Raw genomic sequence first — 24,067 nt, forward strand, 5'->3', positions numbered from 1 at the left:
TCATCCATCACCACCCTAGGCCACCATGGATGATCCTCGGGGCAGTATGCTCGCCCGCAGGGGACTAGATCATCCATGATTCCGCCACCGCGATGTAGGCCGACGACGACGGTCCCCGCGGTCCCGAATACGTGACGGGGGTGCCGGGCCAGCGGATTCCCAACTCGCTCAGCCGGCCCGAACTGCAGGGCAGGTATACGTTATTGAGCGTTCCGCTTCCGCCGCCAAGCTGGAAGTCGGGGACTGCAAATTGCCGGCGGTCAAGGACGCCGCTGATTTCCAGCTCGGCCATGCCTCCGGTCGCCCGGAAGCCGCGTTCAAGGTCAAGTTCGACGTCGAACTCGTCCTGCGTGTGGGTCAGCTCAGTCAGCGGAAATCTGGCCGCTTCAGGGAAGAAACGGGTGAATTCGGAGGCCATGCTTGCTGCAAAGGATTCGTTGGGTCCATAGCTCCGCCAACCTTGCCTGGTGGCGATCAGCAGCGCGTGGCCAGTACCCCAGCGCGACCAGCCCGCCATCCAGAATGAGGCAAAACAGCTTGCCGGCTCTCCGGGGATATGGACGCCATTGCGGTCCGCCGGATGTAACGCGAGCCCAGGGTTTGACCCAACAAATGCCATGGCCCCCCGTGACGATCCCGGCCGTGGAGCCCTTTGGGGAAACGGGCCCGTTATGGACGGTCCAGTGTTGCTTTTCCCCGCGCCAAGTGTCCCCATACCGGGAGCCTAACCCGAATGTCCGGAGCGGGAAGGACGGCAACACGATATTCGTGGTTTTCAGCGTCTGAATCGTTGGTACCGTTCGAAGCCAAGCCACGCCCCTCCTGCCGAACTCTTTCACGGAACATCTCCCGAGAGCGGCCCCTCCATCTTCTCAGCGGGCCTGCTGCCGATGGGGAGGCAGTACGTCCATTTGTCCAAGGATCCTGAAATCGCAGTTCTGGTGGGAGGCCGTAAATCCCCTCGTCCGGAGATTCTGGTCATTGATGCCGCGGCTGCGAACCGGGCAGGGGTCGTCTTTTACCGCGGAAGCGAGCTCATTCAGGTGGCGCACCATATTCCCCTGAATTCATTCGACGCGTTCCCAGGCATTAGTGCACCACGAAGGCTGACTCCTCCGCGAACAAAAACTGATCAATTAGGAGCGGAATGTCTGGAACCCGAGGGGGTGCCCCGCCCTAGAATTGCCCTATGCCTGCCCCTCGAGCCCTGCGTCCGTTTGCTCATCGGGAGTACCGCGTACTGATCGCAGCCCTGGCTGTTTCGATCTTCGGCTCGGGAATGTGGGCCGTGGCCATGGTGTACCAGGTGATCCATCTGGGTGGCGGGCCGTTGGAGCTTTCCCTGGTGGCTGCGGCCGCCGGCGTTGGTTTGGTGGCATTCGTCCTGGCCGGAGGCATTGCAGCGGATCGTCTTCCACAGCGGCTGCTCATCATTGCGGTGGAGGGCACCAACCTTGCCGTCATTGCGGCGGTTACCGGCTTATCCTTTATGGGCTGGCTGCAACTATGGCATCTCGCTGCCGGGGCGTTTGTGTTGGGCGTGGGCGCTGCCTTCTTCTTCCCTGCCTACTCGGCCATCCTGCCAAGGATCCTGCCGCCGGAAGACCTTTTGGCCGCCAACGGCATGGAGGGCACCATGCGGCCCATCCTGCAACAGGCGGCCGGCCCGGCGCTGGCAGGAATTATCGTTGCCGAGCTCTCTCCTTCACATGCGGTCGCCGGAGTTGCCCTCTGCCACGTGACTGCATTTATCGTGCTGAATTTCCTGGGGCAGCATGCACTGGAAGCGCCGGGCCATGACGGACAACCCACCCCCGAGCGAGCCAAGACGTCGGTCTTCCATGACCTCGGCGAGGGCGTGAGATACACAGTCCGCACACCTTGGCTGTTGTGGACCCTCCTGTGGGCATGTATTTCGGTACTTTTCCTGATCGGGCCCATCGAAGTGCTGCTGCCGTTCGTTGTGGAGGACCAACTCGGCGGGGACTCAAAAATGTTCGGTTTCCTCCTGGCCATCATGGGGGTAGGAGGCGCAGTGGCTTCCCTGGCCACAGCATCATTTCCCCTGCCGAGGCGCTATCTCACTCTGATGATGGTCGCTTGGGGAGCCGGGGCACTGCCGCTGGCCGCCGTCGGGTTCATGGACAGCTTCTGGGCGGTGGCAATTGTCCTCTTCGTTTTCGGCGCAACCGGTGGCGTGGGGATGGTCATCTGGGGAACCCTGCTGCAGCGGCGTGTGCCACCACACCTGCTCGGCAGGATCTCGAGCCTGGACTTCTTCGTATCGCTGGCCCTGATGCCAGTGTCCATGGCCCTCGCCGGCCCCGCAGCAGAAGTAGTGCCCATCTGGGTGATCTTCCTGGTGGCCGGAGTCGTCTGCCCTGTCATGTCCGTCGTTGCACTGATCGCGGCCAAGATGCCGGAAGACGAACTTGCCCACCCCCTCGACAGGGGGCGGGCAGTTGTCACGCATCAGGACGCTCGCGACGCCAGCCTCCACGAATAGAAACCTTCCGAAGGGAAGACGGTTCCGTCCGAAGCTGAACGCTAGGCGCGCGCCCGCACGATCGGGATGCTCGCCGTCGGAAGTCCGCTGGGAAAGACTGTAGGCTCGGGCACTTCAACCGGCTCAAGTGCCACCTGCACCGCTTCGGTTCCCACGGTGTGGACTTCGCCCCGGACGCTGACGTCCAAGGGTGAACCCTCACGAACCGAAAGGTTGATGCCTTCGTGGCTGAGGTCCACATACAGAAGCCTCCCCTGGAGCTTCAGATGGAAGGAAAGCCGCTCCCATTCACTGGGCAAGCGGGGATCGAAGAACGGCAAGGCTCCCTGGTCACGCATCCCGGCAAAGCCGCACACAAGTGAACTCCAGACCCCGCCGGTGGAGGCGATGTGCACACCGTCGATCGTGTTGCTGTGGGTATCATCCAGATCGATGAACAGGGCATTTGTGAAGTGCTCCAGCGCGGCTTTTCCGTACCCCACTTCGGCGGCCATGATGCCCTGAACGCAGGCGGAGAGCGTGGAGTCTCCCGTGGTGATGGGATCGTAGAAATCGAACGCGCGCCGCTTTTCTTCGGCGCTGAAGTCTGCCCACTGCAGGAACATTGCCAGGACCGTGTCCGCCTGCTTTAGCACCTGGTGCCGGTAGATCACCAAGGGATGGAAGTGCAGCAGTAGCGGGTACTTGGAACGAGGAGTGCTCCAGTCCCAGCCCTCCAGGGTCATGAAGTCGTTGTCCTGAGAGTAAACCTGGAGCCGCTCATCGAACGGCAACTGCATACGGTCAGCAGCAGCCGCCCAAAGCTGCCGCTCGGCGTCGTCAATCCCTGCGTGGTCCAGGGCTGCAGCAGCGCGCAAATTGAAGCGCGCCATAACGTTCGTATAGAGGTTGTCATTGACAACTGCCGTGTACTCGTCCGGACCGGTGACACCGTGGATGTGGAACTGCCCGTCCTTCCCAAAGAAGCCAAGGGATACCCACATGCGTGCCGTTTCGATGAGCAGCTCGGCCCCCATGCCCGCTTTGAAGTCCTCATCTGCGCTGGCCCAAAGGTATCTGTTGGTGGCAAAGGCAATGGCGGCGGCAATGTGGAACTGAGCGGTTCCTGCAGCGTAGTAGGCGCTGGCCTCCAATCCATTGATGGTCCGCCAGGGGAACAGGGCGCCGTCCACGCTGAGTTCCTTGGCCCTGACTTTGGCATCGGGAAGCATTTCGTGACGGAATTCCAGGACTTGGCGGGCGCCGTCGGGGTTGGTGTATGTCAGGTAAGGCAGGAGGTAGATCTCCTGGTCCCAGAAATAGTGCCCTTCGTAGCCCGAACCGCTCACGCCTTTGGCGGGAATGCCGGCGACGTCGGCACAAGCAGTTGCCTGGGCCAGCTGGAAGAGGCTCCAGCGGATGGCCTGCTGAAGTTCAGGTTGCGCACCCACCACAATGTCCGTTGTGGCCCAGTAATCGGAATAATGCGTCTGGCTCTGGGCGAAAATATCCTCCACCGGCAAGAGCGCCGCCTCCGCGAGCTCTACCGGGTCCTGTGCTGAAGCGTCACCCAGTGAGGGATCAACGGCGCGTGCCACGGCATAGCTGACCGACTTTTCCAACCGGAAGGGCCGGTCGGGTCCCACAGCCAGGACGTAACGGGCGTGGCTTTCGTCCGGGCCCACAGGAGTATCGAAGGGCTGAAGCACGGGCGACGTCACGTGATCCACTGCGAGCCCAATCCGCTGGCGCGATTCCGCAGCCTGCCATGACAACCGCAAAGACCCGTCGCCACCCTCAAGCCGGAGCGGAAGCAGCACGCGCCCGGCGTGCCGGCCGGCACGCCGGGGATCATGCTCGGACTGGTCCTCAACGGGCTGATCCTGGCGGTTGATCACAGAGGACGTGACGTCGGCGGAAATGTATTGATCTGCGTAAAGCTCCAAAGTGATAGCCATGCAGCCCCGGGACTCAAAACCCACTGCCCTACGCTCAACGGTTGTGACTACAGCACCGGAGCGGCACAGCCAAGTGACCCGGCACTCGTAGACACCGGTCCCGAAGTCTACGCTCCGCTGGTAGTCCTGCACGGCCGATTCGGCCAGGCTCAGGGTTTCGCCGTCAATGATCACTGTAAAGTTGTTGACGTCCGGAATGTAGAGAATGCGCTGGCCCGTACGAGCAAAGCCGAAGGCGTTCTCGGCATGCTTGATGTCCCAGATCTCGTGGAACCCGTTGATGAAGCTGCCGGGGAGCTCGGTGTCGGCGGCGGCCCAATGTCCGCCACGGATGCCGAGGTGTCCGTTGCCGAGGCAGAAGAGCGTTTCCAGGGTTCCGGCGTTACCGGGTTCGTGGGCAGTTTCGACGAGCCGCCACGGATCCTTGGGGAACCGGGAGCGGTCAGAGCTGATGAGTGCCATGGTGTTGGGGTCCTTTGGCGTGAATACCGTGATTAATGCGGGGAAACTGCGGCGGCCTACACCAGTTCGATAAGGTCGTTAACCACAAAGGTAGCCCCGGCGGCCAGCAAAATCTGCCGCCCGGCACCCCTGTCTACGCCGATGACCGAATGGAACTTTCCGGAGCTGCCGGCCTTCACCCCGGAGACTGCATCCTCCACCACAACGCACTCCTCGCTCGGCAGCCCCAGCAGCCGTGCAGCGTAGTCATATGTGGCAGGATCCGGTTTGCCGGGCAACCCTTCGGAGGCAGCCACAACGCCGTCTACCACCACAGGAAAGTGGTGTGAAAGCCCCGCTGCCTCCAGCACGGCTGGAGCATTTCGGGAGGATGAGACGACGGCGAGTTTAAGTCCGCGCGCAAGTGCTGCTTCAATGAAGCGCACCGAACCTTCATAGGGCTCCACTCCCCCGGCCACGATCTCGTTGAAGACCAGGTTCTTGCGGTTGCCGAGGCCCTGCACTGTTGCGTTGGAGGGATCGTCGTCGGCGGGCCCTTCGGGAAGCACGATGCTCCGGGAAGCGAGGAAGTCCCGGACGCCGTCGAACCGTGGTTTTCCGTCGATGTGGTCGAAGTAGTCGCTTTCGCGGTATCCCGCTGCGCTGGGCACCGACTCGAGGTAACCGTCGAACAGTTCCTGCCACGCACGCTCGTGAACCACGGCGGTGGGCGTCAGGACGCCGTCAAGATCAAAGAGGATGGCTGAGGCAGTGGTCCAACTGCTGAACCGGTCATTTTGGGCGCTGCTGTGAAGTTTAGGCATGCGGATACTGTCCTTTCAGACGTGAGGCATGGTGCATTGGGGTGCGCCTTTGGCAGAGGCGTCTTCGCCGCATGGCCGAAGTCGAGTGTAAGCGCTTGCAATTCCGCTTGCAAGTAGTTTTTTAGTTCCTGGCGCTAAGACAATGAATAGGAGGGAAGACGGCACATCAAGGCGGCTTATTACGGCCGGTTCGGTCCAGGTGAGGCGGCTCCGTGCCGTACGGCCGGCAGGCACCACCATGGGGCCAGAACTGCTCATTTGGAGGGAACGACGTGGAACCTATCGTTATCGAGGGCGGCAAGGGCACGGTGGCGCTGGGTTCCGACGGGGTGATTCACCTCGTGTGGAAACCCAAGGTCATTATTGACCGCAGAGCTTCTGAGGCAGCGATGGCCATGGTCAACGAGATCAGTGCCGGCTCTGAATATCCCATGCTTGTGGATATGGCCACAACCGAATCGGTGAGCCGCGATGCCCGGGCAGTGTTTTCCATCCCCTGTGCAGCTAACCGTATCGCCTTACTGGGCTCGAGCCCGGTGGATCGCGTGCTGGCGAACTTTTTCCTTGGAATCTACACCCCTCCGTGCCCCACGCGGTTCTTCACGTCCAGGAGCGATGCCATGATCTGGCTCAAGAAGACGGGCCCCTGAACAACCCCTCCCGCGGGTGATCAGCGCAGCACGTAGTGGCGGAGGAAAGCGCTGACGTCCACCATCTCTGCCTTACACATCGCGTGCCCCATACCCGGATAAGTGCGCGCCGTCAGCTGAGTGTTCCGGTGCAGCCACTCCTCAGTAAACGCAATGGCTTCCTCATTGATGACCAGGTCTGCTTTATCCCTGCCCCAAAAGAAGGGCGGCGGGGACTCAAAAGATTCACTGATCGACAAGAGTTCGTTGTCCAAAACAAACCCGGAGAGTCCGACGACGGCCCGGTACTCCTGCGGTCGAAGCCGCAGCAGAGTACTGGCCATAGCCATCCCTTGCGAATATCCCAGCAGGCTCACGCTGGTGTGCTGCCCCTTGACGGTGTTTATCCAGTCAGCCACCTTGTTGGTGACGGCAATGACATCGGCAAAATCATTGGTGAGGAAGTAGTCCAGCAGGAACCAGCCATAGTGGTCCCCGATGTCCGTGGGAGCCCGGAGCGCGGCGCACGTGAAATCCTGGGGCAAGTGGGGAAACAGGTTCACCATGCGGGATTCGTCGGTGCCGTAGCCGTGCATCATAACCAGCAGCGGCGTCCCAGCGCGTTCATCTTCAGGCTTGGACCATACGACTGTCTCCATCAGATCAGCCTAGCTTTGTCCGTGGAGTGCCATCGCAGCCGTTGCGACGCGCCGGAGAGGCGGACGTTGAATCAACCGGTGGCCGGATGTAGCCTGACAACAACACAGCATGCTTAGCATTGTTGTCGCCAAGTCCTCCATGGACTTGTCCACCCGGACAAAAGGAGAACGTCATGAGAATCGGTTCCTCCATCTTCCTGATCGCCCTCGGTGCGATCTTGGCCTGGGCAATAACCCCCGGTCTCATCCCCAACGTTGACATGACCCTGATCGGCTACATTCTCATGGCTGTCGGAGTTATTGGTCTGATCGCGTCCCTCATCCTCGCGTCCCCGGGGCGCAGCCGCAGGGTCAGCGAGACCCGGTCCGTCGTCGACCCCAACACGGGAGAACAGATCACCCGGAACGAAAGCCGGGACGGCAACATCTGACAGACGGTACGTCTGACAGACAGTCCGTCTGACAGCAACCGGTCCGGGCGGCAGTCGCAGGGCGGCCTCACCGGCAGAGGTCGATACAACACGAGACCCCTACTGCGCCAGGACACTACTCCCGCTAAGACACGCCTGCGGCGACACTCCTGTGCGCCGCCAGGAATGCTGCAATCCTCCGCACCGCTTCCCTGATGTCTTGTACGGACGGAAGAATCACGAAGCGGAAATGATCCGGCCGGGGCCAGTTGAATGCTGTCCCATGTGAGACGAGGATCTTTTGCTCCCGCAGGAGGTCAAGGACAAACTGCTCATCGCTCTCGAAGGGATACAGCTCCGGGTCCAGCCGGGGAAAGAGATACATGGCGCCGGCAGCGGGGATACAGGTAACGCCGGGAATCGCGGTGAGGAGTTCAAAGGCGAGATCCCTTTGTTCACGCAGTCTGCCTCCGGGCCGGATCAACGCCTCAATGCTCTGGTACCCGCCCAAGCAGGTCTGTATTGCATGCTGGGCAGGAACGTTGGGGCACAGGCGCAGCGACGCCAACAGTTCCAGCCCTTCACGGTAAGCGAGGGTAGCTGCCCGGGGACCCGTGATTGCGACCCACCCGGCCCGGTACCCCGGCATCCGGTATGCCTTCGAGAGCCCGCTGAACGTCAGGCAACAGACGTCTTCTGCCACTGAAGCGGTGTGGATGTGCTGGGCGTCCTCGTACCGGACCTTCTCGTAGATCTCGTCGGAGAACAGCACCAGATCATGCTTGCGGGCCAACGCAGCAAACTGTTCCAGGATGTGCCTCGGGTAAACGGCTCCCGTGGGGTTGTTCGGATTGATGATCACCATGCCTTTGGTGCGGCTGGTGATCTTCGATTCAACCTCGGCCATATCCGGCCACCAGTTTTCATTCTCATCGCACACGTAGTGCACCGGCTTGCCGCCTGCCAGTGTCACCGCCGCCGTCCACAGCGGGTAATCAGGGGCGGGGATCAGGATTTCGTCGCCGTTCTCCAGAAACGCCTGCAGGGTCATGGAGATCAGCTCGCTGACACCGTTGCCGATGAAGATGTCCTCGACGCCGATCTGCATCAATCCCCGCGTCTGGTAGTACTGGGAAATGGCTGTGCGGGCGGAAAATATGCCTTTGGAATCGCTGTATCCCTGCGCTCCGCGGAGATGGTGAATCATGTCCAGCACAACGGACTCCGGGGCTTCGAGCCCGAACGGTGCGGTGTCGCCTAGATTCATTTTGAGGATCCGGTGCCCCTCTGCCTCCATCTCCCTTGCCGCTTGGAGGATGGGCCCACGAAGTTCGTAGTTAACGTTCTGGAGTTTGCTGGAATGGTGCATCGGAGGCATGGCTAATCTTTTCACAGCTCGGGAACATGCCTCGAAAAGTCAACACCTTTTTCCCGAACGTTCCGGCAAAATTTCGTGCTTCTGTACAGGGCTTCTAAGGAGTGACGGTCAGTGGCTTCATGGGCGTGGCGCACGCGACCAGCTGCAAAGTTGGCACCGTTCCACCCGCGCGGTTGTTCCTGCCGGTGTCATCGCACCAATCGACGGCATACGGGGTGGCTGTGACGAAGCCTTCTCCGGGTGCCGCCTGAGGCGGGATTTCAAAGCTGTAGGTGAACCCGCCGGCGTCGTTCATGTCAGCAGTTTCGTCGATGATCTCCACCCCGGCAGCGTCGGTGACCACCACCCAGATAAGGGCATTTTCACCGTAACGGGGATCGCAGTCAGCGTTAGATGCAGTCACCCTCACGGTCTCACCCCGGCTGGCACTTGACGGATCCACTGAGTAAGCGGGAGGCATACAGGGCGGCGGCCCGTCCCCCGACGACATAACGCAACCGGAGGCAGCAATCACCACCAGGATCACGGTGGCCAGGGTGGCCCACGATTGAAGGGTTCGAGGGTTTAGAAGGCCGGCGGGTACCCCTGAAATGAGCGTCATTTTTTCAGTATTCGCGCATTGGCTTTGATTGAGCCCCCAGGCAGAAAATTCGTGGCCGTATCGTTGCCGGATAAGGGACTGCGCTCGCTTGCCTTTCGGCAACAAGGTCGGAGCAAAGGCAATGCCCCGCTTTGCAGGGGCATTGCCTTTGCTTTTTGTGCTTATTAGCTGAGCAGAGTGGTGATGAGCCTCACGGATGAGGCCACGATAGCGATAAGGCCGATAGCGCCGAGGAGGTTGTGCCACCAGCGGTTCCGAAGGCTGCCCATCAGCTCGGGCTTGTTGCTCATGATGAAGAGCAGAATGCCCAGCATGGGTGCAATGAGGACGGTCAGTGACTGGGCAATAACAATCAGGCCTACTGGCGAGGACTGGAACAAGAGCGTGATGACCAGGCCGAACGCCAGGATGATTCCGGTGACGACGCGCGCCGTCGTCGATCCTGCCTTGGCACCCCGGCCGAGGGCGTCAGAGAGCATGGTGCCGCCGGCGGTTGCATTGGCGATCATCGAGGAAAATGCTGCACCTGAGAGGCCAAGTGCGAAGAGTATGGAACCCACAGGGCCGGCCAGGGGCGCAAAAACTGAGGCGAGGGCGTTGATGGTTCCCGCTTCCGCCCCCGTCTTGCCCAAAACCGAGGCGGCAACGATGATGACGAGTGCTGTCATGATGCCGGGGGCTACGATGCCGGGGATCGTATCGACGAGGGTGATGTCGCGGTAGTCGGCCCGGCTGCGGCGATGTTCCTTGACACCGTAGGAGGTATAGAACGCAGCGTTGATCGAGAAGTTGGTGCCTACCAGCGCCACGATAAGGATTTCACTTCCGGCTGGCAACTGCGGAACCATTCCTTCCATTGACCTGTACCAGTCGGGCTGCGCGACAACAGCGCTGGCAACGAACGCCACCGCCATGAGGGCAACGATAACCAACAAGGCCTTTTCAATGATTCCGTAGACATTCCTGAAGGCAAGGACGAACCCGACGGCGGCAGTGCAGACCACCGTCCAGAGCACAGGTGAACCGCCGAAGATCAGGGACAGCCCCAAGCCCGATCCAACGGCGTTCCCGACTGAAAACATCAGCGTGATTCCGAAGACGCCAAATCCTGCCATGACGCCCACCCACTTACCGAGGTGTTCCTTGATGGAGGTGATCAGCGAGGTGGGTGTAACAATGCCCAGCCGGACGCTCATGTCGGTGAAGAAGATCATGAGGACGGTGGATACTGCAATGACCCAGACAAGGGTGTAGTCGAACCGGCTGCCGGCCTGGACGGCGGTAGTGAGGTTGCCGGGTCCGAACTGCCAGGCTCCCACCACAAAGGCCGGACCCATAAGCGCAAGGTAACCAAGGAACGTCCGGCGTTTGGCTGGTACGGCCGGAGCGGCGTTGTCCTCGTGGGTGACCATCTGACCTCTTTTATCCAGGGGGTGGATGGTCTTATTCTGCTCGCTCATTGCGAGTCCTCCTTCTCCAGCGGCGTTGCTGGGGGTCGTCGTTGACCGATGGTGGAGACCGAAAGGTTCTTCGCCGAGATGGCACTTCGCGGCAATGCTGGGCGTCAGCACTGCCGTGAAGTGCCTTCTCGCGTTAGGGGTGTTGGGACTGAGATCAGGCGGGAACGGTGACGTTGCCCAGATTGGCCGACCGAAGGGCCAGGCCGATTTCGTCACTGGCACCTGGAGCCAGGGGAAGCAGCGGCGGTCGGACGGTTGCGTGCTCAAGAATCCCGCGGGCCACGAGTCCTTCCTTGAGGGCCACTGTGCCTTCCATGTGGGATCCGCGGTGGTAGACATTTTTTGTCACCGGAAGCAGGCGGTCATGGATTGCCCGCGCCGCAGCGTAGTCCTTTGCCTTGCCGGCGGCGATCAGCTCCACCAGCGGTTCGGGGGCGAGTCCGCCATATCCGACCAGCGCGCCGTCAACGTCAAACATGGTGTGCAGCAGATACTCGTCGTGGCAGGTGAGAATTTGCAGGTCCGGGTAGGTTGCCCGCAGGACCGGGATCTCGGTGTCCCAGCGCTTCATGTTCCTGACACCGTTCTTGGTAGCAAAAACGCCTTCCTGGCCCGCAATCTCCAGCTGGGTCTCGAGGTCGTAAGTGGCCTTCGTGGCATCGGGGTATTGGAACAGGATCAATGGAAGGCCGGAAGTCTCGTAAATTTCCGTGTAGCGGGTCTGCGGTGCACCCTGCTGGTATCCGAAGCGCAGCCACCCGTGCGAGGGGTATACCAAGCCTGCAGCTGCGCCGGCATCGACTGCCCGCTTCGCCTCGAGGGCAGCGACTTTGTTGCCCTCGCCTGTGATGCCGGCGATGATCGGCACGCTGCCGTTCACGGCATCACGGAACGCGGAGATCACGAGCGCCTGCTCGTCTTGAGTCAGGAAGGTTCCCTCACCAGCGTGCCCAAGGACGACGAGGCCCTTGACGCCATCAACGCTGGCGAGCCAAGCGCCGAGCCGGTGGATTGCCTCGACGTCGACGCTTCCGTCCCGGGTGAAAGGGGTTACTGGAGCGGGAACCAACCCGCGAAGATCGATGGTCATTTTGAACTACCTCTGTCTTGTCATTCGTAGTCCCGCACTAGGGGTGCAACGTGGATGAGAACGTTTGCGGGAACGTTTTCAGGAACGTTTTCATTGTGCGACGTGGTCCGCGTCACTGTCAAGGGCTGATTTTTGAAAAGAGGAAATAGAGTGTCTCCTAGGACCGTCTTTAACAGGAGAATGCGCATGGAACCATCCGCCCCAAGCACAAACGTCACCCTCAGGGACGTTGCAGCAGCCAGCGGCGTGAGTCTTTCCACTGCAAGCCGGGCTCTTGACGAACGCGGCACCGCCTCGCGCTCCGCCGCCGCAGCGCATGTTCGAAAAGTCGCAGAGGAACTCGGCTATCGGCGGAACTCATTCGCATCGAGTTTGCGCCGCGGCGAGACACGGACTCTGGGAGTACTGGTCCCGCGCCTTAGCGATACCGTCATGGCGCTAATGTTCGAGGAAATAGAGCGGGCAGCATCGGACCGCGGCTACTTCGCCATGGTGGCGACCAGCGGCGATGACTCCGAAGACGAACGACGCGCGGCGGAAACCCTTTTGGACCGGAACGTGGATGGACTGATCCTCGCCACCGCCCGGCTCGATGACCAGCTTCCACGCCTCCTGCGGGAGCGTGGCGTAGCGCACGCCCTCGTCCTGCGAACCGACGGAGTCAGCCCGTCAGCAGTCGGCGACGACGAAGTCGGCGGATATCTGGCCGTTCGGCACCTGATCGACCTCGGGCATCGCGACATAGCTGTAGTCACCGGCCCCTCATTTACATCCAGTGCAATCGCACGCCTGGCAGGCGCCCGGAGGGCCCTGGCGGAGGCAGGGATTGATCCCCGTGAGCAGTGGATGCTGGCAGCCGGCTATGGGATTGAGAACGGGTTCTCAGCCGCGGAATCTCTGCTGGGTAAGAAAATCGACAAACGACCTACTGCAATTTTCGCGGCCAACGACAACATAGCCATGGGAGTCATTGCAGCTGCCCATCGTTTCCAGATCACGGTGGGGCAGGACCTGGCACTGGTTGGCTACAACGACACCCCCCTCTCGGCCAGGCTCTCAACCCCGTTGTCCTCAGTGCGCGTGCCTCTCGATCAGATCGCCTCCACTGCTATCGACCTCATCGTCAGCCCCGGCAAAGAACCGCTCATACGGAAGTCGATGCCGACCCTGATACCGCGCGAATCAAGCGGACCACCTAAGCATTTTCAATGAAGCGGTCACCCGTAGCTAGCCCATAGCGCGGGCATCTGGCGTGGCGCCACTCGTCCAGTTCTGCTGATGGAGCCGCTCAAAGCCGTCAAGGAGGAGGTTCAGGGCAAACTCGAACTCGAACTGGTCGTCGCATCCAGTGCCGACTGCCGTTTCCTGTTCGTGAGACCCGGCCGTGGCAATGTCGATAATGTAGGGATACTGCATTGCTACCTGGTGGAACAGAGCTGCCCGCTCTTCAGGATCCGCAGGTGGGGGCGGCGTGGGAAACACCTCCTGGGTGAATCCCCACATCCTGCTCCCGAGAGCGTGCATCACGTGGTGGGTAAGGTCGGCCGAAAGTCCCCCCGCCCGAAAGAGCCGGATCAGCGAATCCATGTATTCGAGCACCACCGGCGGCGCATGGGTGCGGGACTCGACCACCTGGGATGCCCAACGGTGGCGCAGCATGGCTTCACGGGCGGAGAGGATCCGCAGCCGTACTGCTTCCTTCCAGTTTTCGTCCCGGACGCGGGTGTCGATCTCGCTGACGATAACCTCCACCATGCCATCCAGGAGCTCTTCCTTGTTCGCCACATGTTTGTAGAGCGCCATCGGCACAACATCCAGCTTTTGGGAGAGCTTACGCATGCTGAGCGACTCAACTCCCGCTTCATCAGCGAGGGCGACGGCGGCATGCAGGACGCGCTCCCTGCTCAGCGGCGCGCGGCGCCCCGAATTTCCCGTCTGGGCCAAGTGACCACCTTCCGTTGGAGCTCCAGGTCTACCTGTTGACAAGTGTACAACGTACACCTATCGTCGTAGGCATTGCTGGTGTACGCCGTACACCTTTCACTGCAGGAGAGACGAAAATGATTTCAACCCGAAGAATCGCCCTGGCTGCCGGCATCCTTTTCCTCGCCACCCACATCAGCTCAATCACGGCACGCGCCCTCTACCTGCCCGTTCTCAGCAATCCCGCCTATATCAATGGAGGGGGCCAGGACAGCCAGGTGTTTCTGGGCGCCCTCCTTGAAGTGGTCCTGGCCCTCACGATTGTCGGAACCGGTGTGGCCCTTTACCCCGTAATCAAGCGCAAGAACGAGGGCCTCGCGCTCGCGTATGTGACACTTCGCACCCTTGAGGCCGGAGTCATAGCCGTGGGAGCAATCCCCCTCCTTACTATTGTGACGCTGCGGCAGGATCTAACGGGCATGCCCGGCGCCGACTCCATCCCTCTCGCCAGCGCCCTTGCTGCCTTCAACAGCTGGGCCTTCCTGATCGGGCCAAGCCTGATCTGCGGAACCAACACCGTGCTACTCGCCTACCTGCTGCACCGTTCCGCCCTCGTACCCAGGTTCATCTCCATACTCGGGCTGATTGGCGGCCCGCTGGTCTTCGCGTCCGGGACCGCCCAGATGTTCGGCGCCTATGAGCAGGTTTCAGTGTGGGCAGGAATTGGCGCCGTGCCCATCTTCGCCTGGGAAATCTGCCTTGCCGTCTACTTCATAGCAAAGGGCTTCAAGCCAGTGGTCCAGGCTGGCGTAAGTGCCCACCCGGCTCCCGCACTGAAGGTCTAACCGAGCATCGCACCTCTGTCCGACAGAAAGGGGGCCGCCCTCCTTCGCTGAGCAAGTCAAGCGAAGGAGGACGGCCCTTCTTTGTCGATCTTTGTTTATGTGGTTTTTCATTGACAAACCAACACGATCAAAGATAAAGTCAAAGTATTCAACATGGGTGTGATGCCTGTCACGAGCACCAAGGAAACATCGTCTGGGACTGGCACTCTCAGCTTTTCGCAGTAATCGACCTGTACGCAATGGAGGGTAAGTGTTTGCTGAAGAGCGCCAGCAGCTGATCGCAGGGCTTGTTGCTGAGAGCGGCAGGGCCAGCGTCACTGATTTGGCGGAGCGGTTCAGCATCACCACCGAAACCGTCCGCAGGGACCTTGCGGCCCTTGAATCGGTTGGAAGCCTGCGTCGCGTCCACGGCGGAGCAGTTGCCGCCGATCGATTCAGCACCACCGAGGAGAGCATCCTGGTTCGTACGGTGCAGAAGCAACCGGAAAAACTCAGGATCGCGGAGGCTGCTTTGGGCTTCGTTCCGGAAGGCCCTTCGGGAAGCATCCTGATGGACGCCGGCTCCACAACGGAAGCCCTGGCGGATCTTCTCGCTCTTCGGATGTCTGATCCGTCTTCGGCCCCGGCCGTGGCGAATGGCAACGAACTCGTGGTTATCACCAACGCAATTCCCATCGCGGGAAAGCTTGCCGGAGAACCCGGAATTGCCCTCCAGATCCTGGGAGGCCGCGTGCGCGGACTAACCCAGGCTGCAGTGGGCCAGTCAACAGTGGAGGGGGCGCAACGGATTCGTCCCGACATCGCCTTCATCGGCACCAATGGAATACACGCAGCCTTCGGGTTGAGCACTCCCGATCCTGAAGAAGCCGCCGCCAAGGCTGCCTTCGTCCAATCGGCCCGCCGGATCGTTGTGTTGGCTGATTCGTCCAAGCTGGATGCAGAGACCCTGGTCCAGTTCGCTTCGTTGAAAGATCTGGATACCTTGATTACAAACAGTGAACCCAGCCCGGAACTGGCAGCGGCCTTGGCCGAAGCCGGTGTAGAGGTGGTGATCGCATGATTGTCACCCTTACAGCCAATCCCAGCCTGGACCGCACCGTGGCGCTGCCATCACCCTTGGAACGCGGGGAAGTCCAGCGAGCAGTTTCCGTAAGCCAGGAGTCCGGCGGGAAGGGCGTAAACGTCTCCCGTGCATTGGTTTCTTCCGGACTCGAAACCATCGCCATACTTCCGGGCGGCGACGGGGATCCCGTGTTGGCAGGACTACGGGATGGCGGTGTTCCTTTTGCCGCGCTTGCCATCGGCGAGCCGTTGCGGACCAACGTGGCACTGACCGAACCAGGCGGTGTGACGACCAAAATCAACGAACCCGGCCCTGAACTGAACGCCGAACAGCAGGAGGCCCTGATCGGGCTGCTGCTGGAACGTTCCCAGGGTGCCACCTGGGTCGTTCTGGCTGGCTCCCTCCCACCCGGAGTCCCTGCCGACTTCTATGCCACCGTCACCCGGCGGCTCCGTTCCATGAGTAACGGCCATGATGCCCCCCGCATCGCCGTCGACTCCTCTGGTGAACCACTGAGCGCTGCCATATCCGGGGATGAAAACGGCGGCATCTCCGGAAAGCCGGACCTTCTCAAACCCAACGCTGAGGAACTTGCGGAACTGGCCGCAGCAGCCGGCTTCTCAACAGTAGTTTCTGCCGAGGAACTTGAAGCGGATCCGCTGGCAGCAGCAAACGCGGCTGCCGCCGTCGTCCGTTCCGGGGTGGGTGCTGTTCTTGCCACCTTGGGCTCCAAGGGCGCGGTTCTTGTAACGCCCGACGGCGCGTGGCTGGCTACCCATGCGCCGGTCAAGGCCGTCAGTACTGTCGGCGCCGGGGATTCCTCGCTCGCAGGTTATCTGCTCGCTTCCAGCCGAGGCGCGGCTCCCGCCGACTGCCTGCGTCAGGCTGTGGCACACGGTGCCGCCGCCGCTTCCCTGCCGGGCTCCACAGTTCCGGCAGTCCACCAAACCACCCCCGATGCCGTAACCATCACGGCCCTCCGGAAGGACTGACATGACTCAGCTCATCACCACCGAATTGGTCATTCTTGACCACGATCTGGGCAATACGCCCGAGGATGTGATCCGGCACCTCGCCAGCAAAGTTGCTGCAACCGGACGCGCCACTGAGGTTGAGGGACTCTTTGCTGACGCCTTTGCCCGTGAACAGAAGACAGCAACCGGAGTGCCGGGCGGTATCGCCATTCCGCACTGCCGCTCAGGTGCCGTTGTGGTCCCTACGCTCGCGATGGCCCGGCTCTCCCAACCCGTGGACTTCGGCGCGAAGGACGGCCCCGCCGACCTCATCTTCTTCATTGCGGCTCCTGACGGAGCGGACCAGGAGCACCTCAAGCTCCTTTCCAAGCTCGCCCGGTCCCTGATCAAAAAGGACTTCACCGGCGCACTCCGCGCAGCTTCCAGCGAAGCGGAAATCGTCGAGCTGGTTGAGGGGGCTGTAGCCGACAAGCCTGCAGCACATGCGGCCACTGCAGCTGCCGGCGCTACTGCCGGGACCTCAGGCGAATCTGCAGGGTTTGCTCCCGTCACCGCGGACGCCCCCGCTGCCGGGAACGGCGTCAAGCGGCTTGTGGCTGTGACCGCCTGCCCCACCGGCATAGCCCACACCTACATGGCCGCGGATTCCCTCGTGGCCGCGGCTAAGGAAGTGGGCGTGGACCTGCAGGTGGAAACCCAGGGTTCCTCAGGCGCCAAGCCGCTTGACCCCGCGGTCATCGCCGCTGCCGACGCCGTGATCTTCGCCGTCGATGTTGACGTCCGCGGCAAGGAACGGTTTGCAGGAAAGCCTGTCATCAACGCTCCCGTCAAGCGGGGCATCGACGAGCCAGGGAAGATGGTCCAGGAGGCACTGGCTGCGGCGGACAACCCCAACGCGCGCCGTGTTCCGCACTTCGGTGCCGAAGAGCAGGCCCAGAACGCCGAGATGGAAAAGGGCGAGCACATCGGCCAGAAGCTGAAGAAGGCTCTCCTTACGGGCGTCAGCTACATGATCCCGTTCGTGGCTGGTGGCGGTCTGCTGATCGCTCTGGGCTTCCTGCTTGCCGGTTTCGACATCGCGCTGGGCACGAAGGCCAACGACATCCTGGCGGCCAACTCACTCTTTAACCTCCCCAACGGGGATCTTGCTTTATATCTTGGGACCGTTGCTTTCAAGATCGGCGCCCTGTCAATGGGCTTCCTGGTGCCCGCACTGGCCGGCTATATTGCCTACGCCATTGCTGACCGGCCAGGTATCGCGCCCGGCTTCGTTGCCGGTGCCGTTGCCGGGTTCATGGGTGCAGGCTTCCTCGGAGGAATCGTCGGTGGCCTCCTCGCGGGCTACGTCGCTCACGTCATCGGATCATGGGCTGTGCCGCGCTGGCTGCGCGGCCTGATGCCGGTAGTCATCATTCCGTTGCTCGCTTCGATTGTTGCCTCCGGCGCGATGTTCCTCTTCCTCGGCGGCCCGATTAAGCTCCTGACCGATGGCTTGAACACCTGGCTGTCCGGTATGGGCGGCGCATCCGCGGTGATCCTGGGTGTCATCCTCGGCCTCATGATGTGCTTCGACCTCGGCGGCCCGGTTAACAAGGTTGCCTACGCCTTTGCTGTCGCGGGACTGAGCGCCGGAAGTATCGACAACCAGGCCCCCTGGCAGATCATGGCAACAGTTATGGCAGCTGGAATGGTTCCGCCGCTGGCGATGGCTCTGGCCACCGTGCTGGACAAGAAGCGCTTCAGCCTGGCCGAGCGGGAGAACGGCAAGGCTGCTTGGCTGCTTGGAGCATCCTTCATCTCCGAAGGCGCCATCCCCTTCGCCGCAGCCGATCCTCTGCGCGTTATCCCCGCAAGCATGATCGGTGGTGCCATCACAGGCGCGCTCACAATGGCAACAGGGGTCACGTCACAGGCACCTCACGGCGGCATCTTCGTTTTCTTCGCCATAGGCAACCTGGCGATGTTCATCATCGCCATCGTCGTGGGCACCGTCGTCAGCGCCCTCGCAGTCCTGGCGCTCAAGCGCTGGGCCGTCCGGGAACCCGTTGATACGGTGGAGAAGGTTCCCGTAACTGTCTGATCCGTCTGAAAACTTTCACCAACAGAATCCCCGTACAGCAATGCAAGGAGCAGAAATGCCAGAACGTACCGCAACCGTCGCCAGCCGTGTCGGCCTGCACGCCCGCCCCGCCGCCATCTTCGCCGAGGCCGCCGGGGAGTTCGACCTCGACATCACTATCGCACGTGAAGGCGAGCCCGCAGACGAAGCCATGGACGCAGCCAGCATCCTGTCGCTCATGAGCCTGGGAGCATCCCACGGTGACGTTGTGGTCCTGCGCGCTGACGGTGACGGCGCAGATGCTGCCCTGGACCAGCTGGTCCAGATCCTGGAAACGGATCACGACGCCGAGTAGCAGCACCGGAAGCAGCCGCTTCTAAAACCGTGGCCGGTCCCCCGCAAAAGCAGACTTTTCCCCTCAACGGAAAGGCTGCAGCAGGGGGTCGGCCACGGTTTTTTGCTGCGATCATGGGAGCCTAAACCGATAAGCTTCCTTACTAAAATTGCTTGTTTTTGCTTAGGAGCCCAACTAGCGTGGAAACCTAGGGAGGAAAACACCATGGCAACTTTGCATGAAAGCATCGAGGTGGAAGTACCCGTAACCACCGCCTATAACCAGTGGACCCAGTTCGAAACGTTCCCGAAGTTTATGAGCGGTGTCGAATCCGTAGAGCAGCTTGATGAGACCTCACTTCGCTTCCGAACCGACATAGCCGGTGTGAAGCGTGAATACAATGCCAAGATCTCGGAGCAGCTCCCGGACCGGCGTATCACCTGGGTCAGCACGGACAAGCCGCGCAATTCCGGCACCGTCACTTTTGAACCCTTGGAAGATCAAAGGACCCGAGTGAACGTGGAAGTGTACTGGGAACCCGAAGGCCTGGCCGAGAAGACTGGTTCTGCCCTTGGGGTAGACAGCCGCCAGGTGAACGCCGATCTCAAGCGCTTCAAGGAATTTATTGAGTCCAGGGGTATAGAAACAGGGGCCTGGCGGTCCACTGTGGAGCAAGGGGAGGTTGATGATCCGCCCTTTGAAACGGCGGCCTCCGGCATTCCGTCAAGCACTCCGGCTGTTATCCCCTCGGCGGTTCCCTCGCCCGGGCGTCCGGCCGGCACCGATCCCATCATTGACGACGACGAGCCCGTAGATCCGAGGTAGCGATGCCTGAGAAGAAGAATCCGAGTGTTAAAGATCCCAGGCTCTACGAAGAGCTTCGGCAGGAAGGCGCCTCGAAGCAAAAGGCAGCCAGGATCTCCAATGCGGCGGCCAATAACGGCCGTTCGTCCGTGGGGAAAAAAGGCGGCAAAGCCGGTGACTACGACGATTGGACGGTTGCGCAGCTGAAAGCGAAGGCCAAGGAAATCGGCTTGACGGGCTACTCAAGCAAGAAGAAAAGCGAGCTCATTTCAGCGCTCAGAAATTCCTGATCGCGGCGATGGATTCCCGCGATCGGGAGTGCCTCCATCGGACCTGCGTCTCAGGCGCCCTTTCGCCTGCTCTTGGTCTCCGTAGCGGTTTCGGCTTCCTGCTTCTTGGCAGGCGCCTTCCTGGCGGTGGACTTGGCCGCACCGGTGGACTTGGTCGCCGTCGACTTTGCAGCGGTCGACTTGCTGGCAGCCGACTTTGTACTGCTGGACCTGGTGGCGGTGGACTTGGTCGCTGTCGCTTTTGTGTCACTCGACTTACTCGCCGTGGACTTGGCAGTTTTCTCATCCCCGCTTCCGCGCTTCTTGTCCAGGCTCCGCTTGAGGGCCTCCATCAGGTCGATGACCTCGCCCTTGCCCGCTTCGTCGGCCGTTACTCCAAAGGTTTCCTCGGTATCCAGCGATTCGCCCTGTTCAAGCTTGGCTTCAATGAGCTGGCGCAATTGCTCCTGGTAGTCGTCGGTGAAGCGCTCCGGCTCAAAGTCGCCTGCCATGGATTCGACAAGGGCGGCCGACATTTCCCGTTCCTGCGAGGAAATCTTGATGCTGGCGTCCAGCGACGGAAACTTTGCTTCACGGACCTCGTCCGGCCAGAGCAGGGACTGGAGCATCAGCACATCGTCCCGGATGCGCAATACTCCAAGGCGGGTCTTGTCGCGGAGTGCGAACTGGACGATGGCAACCCTGTCTGTGTCCTCGAGTGCCCGCCGCAGAAGCATGTACGCCTTTGGAGATTTCGAGTCTGGCTCCAAGTAGTAGCTCTTTTCGAACATGATCGGGTCCATCTGTTCGGACGGCACAAACTCAACCACTTCGATCTCGTGGCTGTTTTCTGCCGGAATGGCTTTCATCTCGTCGCGGGTGAGAATGACTGTGCGGCCGCCCTCTTCGTAGGCCTTTTCGATGTCCGCGTAGTCAATGACCTCGCTGCACACCTCACAGCGACGCTGGTAGCGGATCCGTCCGCCGTCGGCATTGTGAACTTGGTGCAGACTGATGTCATGGTCCTCAGTGGCGCTGTATACCTTGACCGGGACGTTCACCAGTCCAAACGCGATGGCGCCTTTCCAGATGGCTCTCATGGATCAAGTGAACATCAGACTGGGGCGGAGGTGAAGCCCTATGGCCGGTAGCAGGGAACGTGTCCGGGTGGGCGGACGCGAATTGGTGGTCACTAACCTGGACAAAGTGCTGTACCCGGAGACTGGCACCACCAAGGCGGACGTCCTGGCGTACTACGCAGCGGTGGCCCACGTCCTTATCCCTGCCGGGAAAAACAGGCCTGTCACGCGGAAACGGTGGGTCCACGGAGTAGGAACGGCGGAGGAGCCCGGCGAGGTATTTTTCCAGAAGAACCTGGAGGAGTCCGCTCCCGGCTGGATACCCCGGGCCTCCATCACGCACAAGGACCGCACAATCCAGTATCCGTTGGTCAACGATCCCGCCACCCTGACCTGGCTGGCCCAAATAGCGTCCTTGGAGATCCACGTGCCGCAGTGGCGGATTGACTCCCACGGGGATCCCCTGCCGCCGGACCGGATGGTGCTGGACCTGGACCCCGGGGAGGGTGCGGGCCTTGCTGAGTGCGTCGAAGTTGCCAAGCTCGCCCGCGTTATCCTCAGGGATGTTGGACTGGATCCGGTGCCCGTGACGAGCGGCAGCAAGGGCATCCACCTGTATGCAGGACTGGACGGCAGTCAGAGTTCCGAACAGATCTCAGCGTTTGCAAAGGAACTGGCGCGTGCTTTGGAAGCGGACCATCCGGAACTTGCCGTCAGCGACATGAAAAAAACGCTCCGCACCGGCAAGGTCCTGGTGGACTGGAGCCAAAACAACGCTGCCAAGACCACGATCGTGCCCTACTCCCTCCGCGGCCGCCACCACCCCACTGTCGCTGCGCCCAGGACATGGCGCGAGCTCACCTCGCCTTCATTACGCCAGCTCGAGTACGAGGAGGTCATGCGGCGGGTCAAGGACGGCAAGGATCCCTTTGCTCCGATTTCCGCCATAGCCGGCCACCACCAAGTAAGCAGCTCTCATGGAACCTTCACCGCCGTCGAAAGTTCCGCAGATAGCGCCGAAGGTGAAAGGGGCGAAGGCGAACGGGGTGAACACGACGGCGGAACCGCCGATCCCCGGCTCCAAAAGTACCGCTCCATGAGGGACCCAGGCGAAACCCCCGAGCCCTTTGCCGCCGACCAGCATCGGGCTTCGGCCGACCAGGGTGGAACGCCACGGGAGATCTTCGTGATCCAGGAGCACCACGCCAGCCGGCTGCATTTCGATTTCCGGTTGGAGCGCGACGGCGTGCTGGTTTCCTGGGCCTTGCCGAAGGGCGTGCCCACATCGAGCGATAAGAATCATCTGGCGGTCCAGACGGAGGACCATCCGATGGACTATGCGACCTTCGAGGGGACCATTCCGAAGGGGCAGTACGGTGCCGGATCCGTCACCATTTGGGATCATGGCACGTACGAATGCGAGAAATGGATTGCCGGCAAGGAGGTCATTGTCACCCTTACCGGGTCAGAGGGCGGCAATTTGGTCGGCACGCGGAAGTTCGCCCTCATCAACACCGGAAAAGACAAGGACAGCCAGGGGCAGTGGCTGATCCACCTGATGGACCCCGGCCGCAAATCGCACCACCCCCGCAGGTCCTTCCCTGACGAGGAGGTTGAGCCGGCTACTGATCCCCCGTCTACAGGTCGTCCTGCTCCCGCGCCAAAGGCCGATCCCCCGCCCGACGTCGACAGTCTCACCCCGATGCTGGCCACAGCGGGTACTGTCGCTGATCTGAGTGACAGCCACTGGCGGTTTGAGCTCAAATGGGACGGCGTACGGGCACTGGTGATCGGTGGGGAAAGCAGGATCAAACTCATCAGCCGCAATGGCAACGACATGACGGCAAGCTACCCGGAGCTCGTTGTCCGGGAATGGTGGCCGCCGGGTGACTTTGTGGCGGACGGCGAGATCATCGCCGTCGGACCTTCAGGAAGACCTGACTTCGGGCTGCTGCAGTCCCGCATGAAACTCACCAAGCCTGCCGACGTCCGCAGGGCGCAAAAGGCGACGCCGGTGCGGCTGATGCTGTTCGACCTGCTGGTCCACGGCGGCGAAGACCTCCGTCGGCGCCCATGGCATGAACGGCGGGAGCGGCTGGATCGCTTCTACCACCCGTCCGACTGCCCGGTGTACCTCTCTGATGTTATTGACGACGACGTCAGACACATCCTGGAGAGCGCACGGGAACTGGGCCTGGAAGGTGTCATGGCCAAGAGATCGGGCAGCCGGTATGTCACCGGCCAGCGGAGCAAATCCTGGCTCAAGATCAAGGTGGAGCGCACCCAGGAAGTAGTGGTGGGTGGCTGGCGGCCGGGAAACGGGTCACGGAGGAACTCGATCGGTTCGCTGCTCCTTGGCATCCCTGAGGGCTCCTCGCTGCGGTACGTGGGTCGCGTCGGAAGCGGCTTCAGCACCCGCGAGCTTGAGGAGTTGCGGCAACGACTGGAGACAATCTCACGGAAAAGCTCGCCGTTCACCGAGATTCCGGCCGCCGACGCCACCGGCGCCCACTGGGTCACGCCCGGGCTGGTGGGGGAAGTGACCTATGGAGAATGGACCAGCAGCGGAAAGTTGAGGCACCCCGTCTGGCGTGGCTGGCGGCTGGACAAGGAACCCGAGGACGTGGTGATGGAGGCGGTGGCTTTCTAGCGCTGCTGAAGACGCTCAAATGGTCCTGGGATGCGCAAACGGTCGCGGGATGCGCAAACGGCCTGGCGACACCGATATTTGCGTGTCGCCAGACCGTTTGCGCGTCCTCAGGTTATTTCCGTGTCCCGCGGA

Annotated in this window: 23 protein-coding genes; 13 read left to right on the forward strand and 10 right to left on the reverse strand. The window is 61.3% G+C overall.

Annotated elements, in window-relative coordinates:
• Nucleotides 1–64: 64 nt before the first annotated feature.
• Nucleotides 65–619 (reverse strand): hypothetical protein, encoded by a 555-nt coding sequence (locus tag RIN13_RS02460; RefSeq protein WP_309105743.1) that lies wholly within the window; start codon nucleotides 617–619, stop codon nucleotides 65–67.
• 163 nt (nucleotides 620–782) lie between these two features.
• Between RIN13_RS02460 and RIN13_RS20465 the strand changes: the two genes are divergently transcribed.
• Both RIN13_RS20465 and RIN13_RS02465 read left to right on the forward strand, forming a co-directional pair.
• On the forward strand, nucleotides 783–1,244 hold the full coding sequence (locus RIN13_RS20465) for an RNA 2'-phosphotransferase (RefSeq protein WP_375164653.1): 462 nt from the start codon (nucleotides 783–785) through the stop codon (nucleotides 1,242–1,244).
• Nucleotides 1,190–2,506 carry an MFS transporter gene (locus tag RIN13_RS02465; RefSeq protein WP_309105744.1) on the forward strand — a complete coding sequence of 439 codons (1,317 nt, stop codon included), beginning with the start codon at nucleotides 1,190–1,192 and terminating at the stop codon, nucleotides 2,504–2,506. Before RIN13_RS20465 ends, RIN13_RS02465 begins: the two co-directional genes overlap by 55 nt.
• A 41-nt stretch (nucleotides 2,507–2,547) precedes the next feature.
• Here the strand turns inward: RIN13_RS02465 and RIN13_RS02470 are convergent, their stop codons facing one another.
• Together RIN13_RS02470 and RIN13_RS02475 are read right to left on the reverse strand one after the other, a co-directional pair.
• Nucleotides 2,548–4,905 carry a glycosyl hydrolase family 65 protein gene (locus RIN13_RS02470; protein WP_309105745.1) on the reverse strand — a complete coding sequence of 786 codons (2,358 nt, stop codon included), beginning with the start codon at nucleotides 4,903–4,905 and terminating at the stop codon, nucleotides 2,548–2,550.
• Between the two features lie 56 nt (nucleotides 4,906–4,961).
• A complete protein-coding gene (locus tag RIN13_RS02475) occupies nucleotides 4,962–5,708 on the reverse strand; it encodes an HAD-IA family hydrolase (RefSeq protein WP_309105746.1) in 747 nt (248 codons plus the stop codon).
• Between the two features lie 272 nt (nucleotides 5,709–5,980).
• On the opposite strand from RIN13_RS02475, the gene RIN13_RS02480 reads away from it, so the two are divergent.
• On the forward strand, nucleotides 5,981–6,358 hold the full coding sequence (locus RIN13_RS02480; protein ID WP_309105747.1) for an STAS/SEC14 domain-containing protein: 378 nt from the start codon (nucleotides 5,981–5,983) through the stop codon (nucleotides 6,356–6,358).
• A 20-nt stretch (nucleotides 6,359–6,378) separates the two neighbouring features.
• Here RIN13_RS02480 and RIN13_RS02485 read toward each other — a convergent pair whose 3' ends face one another.
• The gene (locus RIN13_RS02485; RefSeq protein WP_309105748.1) at nucleotides 6,379–6,996 is read right to left on the reverse strand and encodes a phospholipase; all 618 of its coding nucleotides are present in this window, start codon (nucleotides 6,994–6,996) and stop codon (nucleotides 6,379–6,381) included.
• A gap of 173 nt (nucleotides 6,997–7,169) precedes the next feature.
• Between RIN13_RS02485 and RIN13_RS02490 the strand changes: the two genes are divergently transcribed.
• Nucleotides 7,170–7,427, forward strand: a complete 258-nt coding sequence (locus RIN13_RS02490; protein WP_309105749.1) for a DUF6458 family protein — start codon at nucleotides 7,170–7,172, stop codon at nucleotides 7,425–7,427.
• Between the two features lie 124 nt (nucleotides 7,428–7,551).
• Here the strand turns inward: RIN13_RS02490 and RIN13_RS02495 are convergent, their stop codons facing one another.
• The 4 genes from RIN13_RS02495 to RIN13_RS02510 form a co-directional block, all read right to left on the reverse strand.
• On the reverse strand, nucleotides 7,552–8,784 hold the full coding sequence (locus tag RIN13_RS02495) for a pyridoxal phosphate-dependent aminotransferase (protein ID WP_309105750.1): 1,233 nt from the start codon (nucleotides 8,782–8,784) through the stop codon (nucleotides 7,552–7,554).
• 94 nt (nucleotides 8,785–8,878) lie between these two features.
• The gene (locus RIN13_RS02500; protein ID WP_309105751.1) at nucleotides 8,879–9,385 is read right to left on the reverse strand and encodes a hypothetical protein; all 507 of its coding nucleotides are present in this window, start codon (nucleotides 9,383–9,385) and stop codon (nucleotides 8,879–8,881) included.
• 164 nt (nucleotides 9,386–9,549) lie between these two features.
• Entirely contained in the window at nucleotides 9,550–10,845 is a 1,296-nt protein-coding gene (locus RIN13_RS02505) for an Nramp family divalent metal transporter (RefSeq protein WP_309105752.1), read from the reverse strand.
• A gap of 154 nt (nucleotides 10,846–10,999) precedes the next feature.
• The gene (locus tag RIN13_RS02510) at nucleotides 11,000–11,935 is read right to left on the reverse strand and encodes a dihydrodipicolinate synthase family protein (RefSeq protein WP_309105753.1); all 936 of its coding nucleotides are present in this window, start codon (nucleotides 11,933–11,935) and stop codon (nucleotides 11,000–11,002) included.
• A gap of 186 nt (nucleotides 11,936–12,121) precedes the next feature.
• On the opposite strand from RIN13_RS02510, the gene RIN13_RS02515 reads away from it, so the two are divergent.
• Nucleotides 12,122–13,147 carry a LacI family DNA-binding transcriptional regulator gene (locus RIN13_RS02515; protein WP_309105754.1) on the forward strand — a complete coding sequence of 342 codons (1,026 nt, stop codon included), beginning with the start codon at nucleotides 12,122–12,124 and terminating at the stop codon, nucleotides 13,145–13,147.
• Nucleotides 13,148–13,162: 15 nt separating this feature from the next.
• On the opposite strand, the gene RIN13_RS02520 is transcribed toward RIN13_RS02515, so the two are convergent.
• Nucleotides 13,163–13,879, reverse strand: a complete 717-nt coding sequence (locus tag RIN13_RS02520) for a TetR/AcrR family transcriptional regulator C-terminal domain-containing protein (RefSeq protein WP_309105755.1) — start codon at nucleotides 13,877–13,879, stop codon at nucleotides 13,163–13,165.
• Between the two features lie 116 nt (nucleotides 13,880–13,995).
• On the opposite strand from RIN13_RS02520, the gene RIN13_RS02525 reads away from it, so the two are divergent.
• The 7 genes from RIN13_RS02525 to RIN13_RS02555 all read left to right on the forward strand — a co-directional run bounded on the left by RIN13_RS02525 (nucleotide 13,996) and on the right by RIN13_RS02555 (nucleotide 20,227).
• Nucleotides 13,996–14,703 carry a DUF4386 domain-containing protein gene (locus RIN13_RS02525; protein WP_309105756.1) on the forward strand — a complete coding sequence of 236 codons (708 nt, stop codon included), beginning with the start codon at nucleotides 13,996–13,998 and terminating at the stop codon, nucleotides 14,701–14,703.
• Between the two features lie 250 nt (nucleotides 14,704–14,953).
• Nucleotides 14,954–15,763, forward strand: coding sequence for a DeoR/GlpR family DNA-binding transcription regulator (locus tag RIN13_RS02530; protein ID WP_309105757.1), 810 nt, complete (start codon nucleotides 14,954–14,956; stop codon nucleotides 15,761–15,763).
• Nucleotides 15,760–16,758 (forward strand): hexose kinase, encoded by a 999-nt coding sequence (locus RIN13_RS02535; RefSeq protein ID WP_309105758.1) that lies wholly within the window; start codon nucleotides 15,760–15,762, stop codon nucleotides 16,756–16,758. Before RIN13_RS02530 ends, RIN13_RS02535 begins: the two co-directional genes overlap by 4 nt.
• A 1-nt stretch (nucleotide 16,759) precedes the next feature.
• Nucleotides 16,760–18,820: a fructose-specific PTS transporter subunit EIIC gene (locus RIN13_RS02540; RefSeq protein ID WP_309105759.1), complete on the forward strand. Its 2,061-nt coding sequence runs from the start codon at nucleotides 16,760–16,762 to the stop codon at nucleotides 18,818–18,820.
• A gap of 55 nt (nucleotides 18,821–18,875) precedes the next feature.
• A complete protein-coding gene (locus tag RIN13_RS02545) occupies nucleotides 18,876–19,154 on the forward strand; it encodes an HPr family phosphocarrier protein (protein WP_309105760.1) in 279 nt (92 codons plus the stop codon).
• A gap of 204 nt (nucleotides 19,155–19,358) precedes the next feature.
• Complete coding sequence (locus RIN13_RS02550; protein ID WP_309105761.1) at nucleotides 19,359–19,958, forward strand: SRPBCC family protein; 600 nt, start codon at nucleotides 19,359–19,361, stop codon at nucleotides 19,956–19,958.
• A 2-nt stretch (nucleotides 19,959–19,960) separates the two neighbouring features.
• The gene (locus RIN13_RS02555) at nucleotides 19,961–20,227 is read left to right on the forward strand and encodes a Rho termination factor N-terminal domain-containing protein (protein WP_309105762.1); all 267 of its coding nucleotides are present in this window, start codon (nucleotides 19,961–19,963) and stop codon (nucleotides 20,225–20,227) included.
• A 50-nt stretch (nucleotides 20,228–20,277) separates the two neighbouring features.
• Here RIN13_RS02555 and RIN13_RS02560 read toward each other — a convergent pair whose 3' ends face one another.
• A complete protein-coding gene (locus tag RIN13_RS02560) occupies nucleotides 20,278–21,306 on the reverse strand; it encodes a Ku protein (RefSeq protein WP_309105763.1) in 1,029 nt (342 codons plus the stop codon).
• Nucleotides 21,307–21,346: 40 nt separating this feature from the next.
• On the opposite strand from RIN13_RS02560, the gene RIN13_RS02565 reads away from it, so the two are divergent.
• Complete coding sequence (locus RIN13_RS02565) at nucleotides 21,347–23,935, forward strand: ATP-dependent DNA ligase (protein ID WP_309105764.1); 2,589 nt, start codon at nucleotides 21,347–21,349, stop codon at nucleotides 23,933–23,935.
• Nucleotides 23,936–24,067 lie beyond the last annotated feature (132 nt).

The sequence above is a fragment of the Arthrobacter sp. genome (genome assembly GCF_031179985.1).
GTDB lineage: Bacteria > Actinomycetota > Actinomycetes > Actinomycetales > Micrococcaceae > Arthrobacter.

Excerpts from the sequence above, each read along its gene's own strand:
- RIN13_RS02525 (WP_309105756.1), top strand. The coding sequence starts at position 13,996 with ATGATTTCAACCCGAAGAATCGCCCTGGCTGCCGGCATCCTTTTCCTC.
- RIN13_RS02485 (WP_309105748.1), bottom strand. The coding sequence starts at position 6,996 with ATGGAGACAGTCGTATGGTCCAAGCCTGAAGATGAACGCGCTGGGACG.
- RIN13_RS02495 (WP_309105750.1), bottom strand. The coding sequence starts at position 8,784 with ATGCCTCCGATGCACCATTCCAGCAAACTCCAGAACGTTAACTACGAA.
- RIN13_RS02540 (WP_309105759.1), top strand. The coding sequence starts at position 16,760 with ATGACTCAGCTCATCACCACCGAATTGGTCATTCTTGACCACGATCTG.
- RIN13_RS02545 (WP_309105760.1), top strand. The coding sequence starts at position 18,876 with ATGCCAGAACGTACCGCAACCGTCGCCAGCCGTGTCGGCCTGCACGCC.
- RIN13_RS02510 (WP_309105753.1), bottom strand. The coding sequence starts at position 11,935 with ATGACCATCGATCTTCGCGGGTTGGTTCCCGCTCCAGTAACCCCTTTC.
- RIN13_RS02490 (WP_309105749.1), top strand. The coding sequence starts at position 7,170 with ATGAGAATCGGTTCCTCCATCTTCCTGATCGCCCTCGGTGCGATCTTG.
- RIN13_RS02535 (WP_309105758.1), top strand. The coding sequence starts at position 15,760 with ATGATTGTCACCCTTACAGCCAATCCCAGCCTGGACCGCACCGTGGCG.
- RIN13_RS02500 (WP_309105751.1), bottom strand. The coding sequence starts at position 9,385 with ATGACGCTCATTTCAGGGGTACCCGCCGGCCTTCTAAACCCTCGAACC.
- RIN13_RS02550 (WP_309105761.1), top strand. The coding sequence starts at position 19,359 with ATGGCAACTTTGCATGAAAGCATCGAGGTGGAAGTACCCGTAACCACC.
- RIN13_RS02515 (WP_309105754.1), top strand. The coding sequence starts at position 12,122 with ATGGAACCATCCGCCCCAAGCACAAACGTCACCCTCAGGGACGTTGCA.
- RIN13_RS02475 (WP_309105746.1), bottom strand. The coding sequence starts at position 5,708 with ATGCCTAAACTTCACAGCAGCGCCCAAAATGACCGGTTCAGCAGTTGG.
- RIN13_RS02565 (WP_309105764.1), top strand. The coding sequence starts at position 21,347 with ATGGCCGGTAGCAGGGAACGTGTCCGGGTGGGCGGACGCGAATTGGTG.
- RIN13_RS02505 (WP_309105752.1), bottom strand. The coding sequence starts at position 10,845 with ATGAGCGAGCAGAATAAGACCATCCACCCCCTGGATAAAAGAGGTCAG.
- RIN13_RS02460 (WP_309105743.1), bottom strand. The coding sequence starts at position 619 with ATGGCATTTGTTGGGTCAAACCCTGGGCTCGCGTTACATCCGGCGGAC.
- RIN13_RS02560 (WP_309105763.1), bottom strand. The coding sequence starts at position 21,306 with ATGAGAGCCATCTGGAAAGGCGCCATCGCGTTTGGACTGGTGAACGTC.
- RIN13_RS02470 (WP_309105745.1), bottom strand. The coding sequence starts at position 4,905 with ATGGCACTCATCAGCTCTGACCGCTCCCGGTTCCCCAAGGATCCGTGG.
- RIN13_RS02465 (WP_309105744.1), top strand. The coding sequence starts at position 1,190 with ATGCCTGCCCCTCGAGCCCTGCGTCCGTTTGCTCATCGGGAGTACCGC.
- RIN13_RS02555 (WP_309105762.1), top strand. The coding sequence starts at position 19,961 with ATGCCTGAGAAGAAGAATCCGAGTGTTAAAGATCCCAGGCTCTACGAA.